Origin of the sequence: Agrobacterium sp. D14, assembly GCF_001526505.1 — a bacterium.
Lineage (GTDB): Bacteria > Pseudomonadota > Alphaproteobacteria > Rhizobiales > Rhizobiaceae > Agrobacterium > Agrobacterium leguminum.
Window position 1 is genome coordinate 1 of sequence record NZ_ASXX01000046.1, and the last position, 3,141, is coordinate 3,141.

The window sequence follows — 3,141 nt, forward strand, 5'->3', positions numbered from 1 at the left end:
GCGGTGTTCCGCAACCTCGGCCATGTTCGCGACGAACTGGTCGATCTCTCGGTCGGGGCAACAGCGCTGTTCCATCTGAGTTCGGCAACGACCGACCAGATTACGGCGGCCATTGCCTTTGCCGAGGAGAACGGGCGTCTGCAGGTCGTCGACGTAAAGACCATTCTTTCCGGTGGTGAGGAGGGTGGCGACAACGCCGAGAAGGACGATCAGTTCTGGGTCGGCGGTGTGGCTGGACTGAAAGTGTTGATTGCGGCCAAGATCCGCGATGGAGTGAAGGCGTTCAACGAGCACGTGGTCACGATCTGCAAGGCGGTCGAGGCTTCGTTGACCAGAAGCCGCGTGATCAAGGAGGCGCTGGCGAAGGAAATCCAGGACATCGCCCGCGTCGCGCGTCAGGAACTGGAAAGCCTGGCCTTGTTCCTCGAGCCGGAGCTCGATTATGGCCGCAACACTAAGGCCACGAAGTTCCCGAAAGGAAGCGGCTGGGCCGAGGTCAACGACACGCTCTACACATTGGGGGGTGTCGATGGCTGGCCGAAGTCGAAAGACATGCGGGACTGGCTTGCGCTGCATGTGCTTCCGGTGCTCGGCTGGGCGGTCTCCAAAGAGCGGAAGCCGGAATGGCCGCTCGCGGTGCCAACTGCTCCGGTTTCCGAACCGGCGGTTCCGGCAGAAGCGGACAGCGTCGGCGATCATCACGATGCCGAGCCGGCTATGCCGGACGAGGTCTCTGATGATGCCGATGGCCCGGATGAGGCGATCGACCGGTTTGGCGCGGCGCTGGAGGAGGCGTCCGGCGGCTTCATGACGGTCAGCCGGGAGGCACCGCGAAACCGCAAGCAGTTTGCCAAGGTGCCGGCGCTTGGCGATGACAGCATCGCCGATGTTGAACTCGCGCCAGCCGTCACGCGGTAAGTTGCAAGTTGCACGAGGGCCGGGCGACCGGCCTTCCCGCCAAACTCGGAAGGGCCGCATATCGGCCCTTTTCCTTTTGCCTGATGATGGCGAGCGGAAAACACGCAGGTCGACCGTTGCGATCACCGGGCGCCTTCGTTGGTCCGGACTTCGTGAGCCCACCGTTAACTATGTACCGGCTTTGTTCTTTTTTGTTGTTCCGGGTCCTTGAGCCCGGCTCCCGGTCCTGCCAGGTTGGGGGCGTTCGGAAGACCGGACATAAAGCGGCCCAAGCCGATGCTACCAACATCGACAAGGGCCTGACCCTCAAGCCTTCGCAAAAAGGAATCGGGCTATGACCACGCATACTCTCTCTACCCCTGCCGGGGAAGTTCTTCGTTCGACTGTCGCTGCGGCATCGATGTTCTCCCACCGCTCATTCGGTATCGGCGCTTACAGCATCGGCGAGCCGTCGGCGCTGCGCCGCCATCCGCATATCGTTCGCTTCGCCGAAGTCGAGGCCGATCTCGATCTGCTGATCGATCGAGCCATTGCGGCAATCGCCGACGGCGAACCCGTCGAGGATGAAATCCTCGGCCACTACGTTCACATCGCCTCGCTCGTCCGTGCCGTTTCGTTCCGCGAAGGCAAGCTCCTGGAGCAGGCGGTCGAGCGGCTGTCGAAGGCCAATCCCAACATTGTTGTCTTGACCCAGTCGTTGAAGCTTCCTTTGGTCAAGGCGGCGCTCGAAGCCGTCGCTGGAAACGACTGGTCGTCCCTTGACGGCGTGAAGCTCGACTGCGAGGCGCCGGCCAAGGGATCGTACACGCCGGATCTCATCCTCGTGAACCGCGCCCGGCACACTGCCTACATCCTCGACCTGAAGCGTTCGCTCGCTTCTTACGGCGACACCAGCCGTCTCGAAGAGTTGAAGCTGAAGATGATGGCCTCGGCAATGGTTCTGCCGGACTGGCTCTATAAAACCCAGAAGCGCCTGATGGTCGACACGGTGGAGGTCGCGATCGTCGACGGCGCCAGCCGTCCGAGCGATCATGCCAGCGGCATATGGGCCTTGTCTGAACTCGATGACCTGCTGGAAATCGATGGTGTCGCCGCCTGCATGGCCGAGCTGCGTCTGCGCTTCGGCTGCCGCGTGCAGCAGCTTCTGGAAGTCGAAGCCCGCAAGGCCCTCGGTATCATGGCGGCAGTCGTGCCAGATGCCGGCTCTGCCTCGATCATGCCGGGCAAGCCGCTGATTGCGCTGAACGGTTCGTCTCGCGCTTATGAGGAAGAGCAGGCAATGGCCGCGCAGGACGAGGACGACGGTCACTACGATCTCGGCTGCTTCGACGATCAGGACGACGAGCCCGAACCGGTCCGTATCCGGGTCGGTTTTGCCCGCCGTTCGCGCGGGCACTGACGAGCCGCCAGCTTAGCTGTACTGATCGCGGCCGCGCCTGAAGCGCGTGGCCGGCTTCTCCAGTCCTTTCCATTCCACGAACGCCGGATGCGATGCGCTCCGGCGAGGAGACAGTCATGTCCATCGATACCCACAGCCCGTCTGTGGCCGGCTTCCGTTGTGAAGCGGTCACAACCGATAGCGTCGCGTCACCCTGCCTTCACGGCAGGCTCGCGAATATTCCTCCTATCCAATCCGATGATCTGGATCACGGTTCGAGCAATCGCGACGACCCCGCCGTTCTGATCGGCCTGGCGATCGCCTTGGTCCGGCAAGGTTCTTTGCTGGATGGCCTTGTGCCGGAACCTCTGATGCTGCGGTTGCGCGCTACTGCCGACAGCGGCAATGCGGCATGCCGCCTGATGCTCGACTGGCTGCGGAGCCGCAACCGGGATCTCGATCGGTCCCGGAACGAACATCTGGGCCTGTCTGGCTCGACCGGTTCGTCGGCTGACGCGCATCCGTCGCGTCGTTCGCCGCGCGAGCGTGTGTTGGCGCGGATCCCGAAGCCCGGTGGCATTGACAGGCGGCGGCGTGGTCGGACGCGCCCGCGCGATCCGGTGCAGAACGCCCGGACGGCAATTATTGCCGCGGAGACGGGAGGTCGGATTGATGGATAAGCTCGCCCGACTGTTTATCCGCCGCCTTCGTCATCTTAGCCTTCGCGAGGCGCGCCGGATCGCTCTGCGCAACGGTCTGCTGGAAAGCAAGATCGTCGAAGTCGATGGTCATCTCACCTGCCGCTATAGCCCGACGTTCGACACGACACGACTGACCGGCGATCC

3 protein-coding genes are annotated in these 3,141 nt (G+C 62.9%); all 3 read left to right on the plus strand.

Translation table 11 applies throughout. The annotated features are described in order from the left end of the window. A partial coding sequence (locus L901_RS27515; protein ID WP_059760078.1) for a hypothetical protein occupies positions 1 to 918 on the plus strand: 918 nt, incomplete at its 5' end. Between the two features lie 334 nt (positions 919 to 1,252). Beyond that, the gene (locus tag L901_RS21200) at positions 1,253 to 2,317 is read left to right on the plus strand and encodes a hypothetical protein (protein ID WP_059760080.1); all 1,065 of its coding nucleotides are present in this window, start codon (positions 1,253 to 1,255) and stop codon (positions 2,315 to 2,317) included. Between the two features lie 116 nt (positions 2,318 to 2,433). Continuing rightward, a complete protein-coding gene (locus L901_RS21205; RefSeq protein WP_059760082.1) occupies positions 2,434 to 2,976 on the plus strand; it encodes a hypothetical protein in 543 nt (180 codons plus the stop codon). Positions 2,977 to 3,141: the final 165 nt, after the last annotated feature.

Excerpts from the sequence above, each read along its gene's own strand:
- L901_RS21205 (WP_059760082.1), top strand. The coding sequence starts at position 2,434 with ATGTCCATCGATACCCACAGCCCGTCTGTGGCCGGCTTCCGTTGTGAA.
- L901_RS21200 (WP_059760080.1), top strand. The coding sequence starts at position 1,253 with ATGACCACGCATACTCTCTCTACCCCTGCCGGGGAAGTTCTTCGTTCG.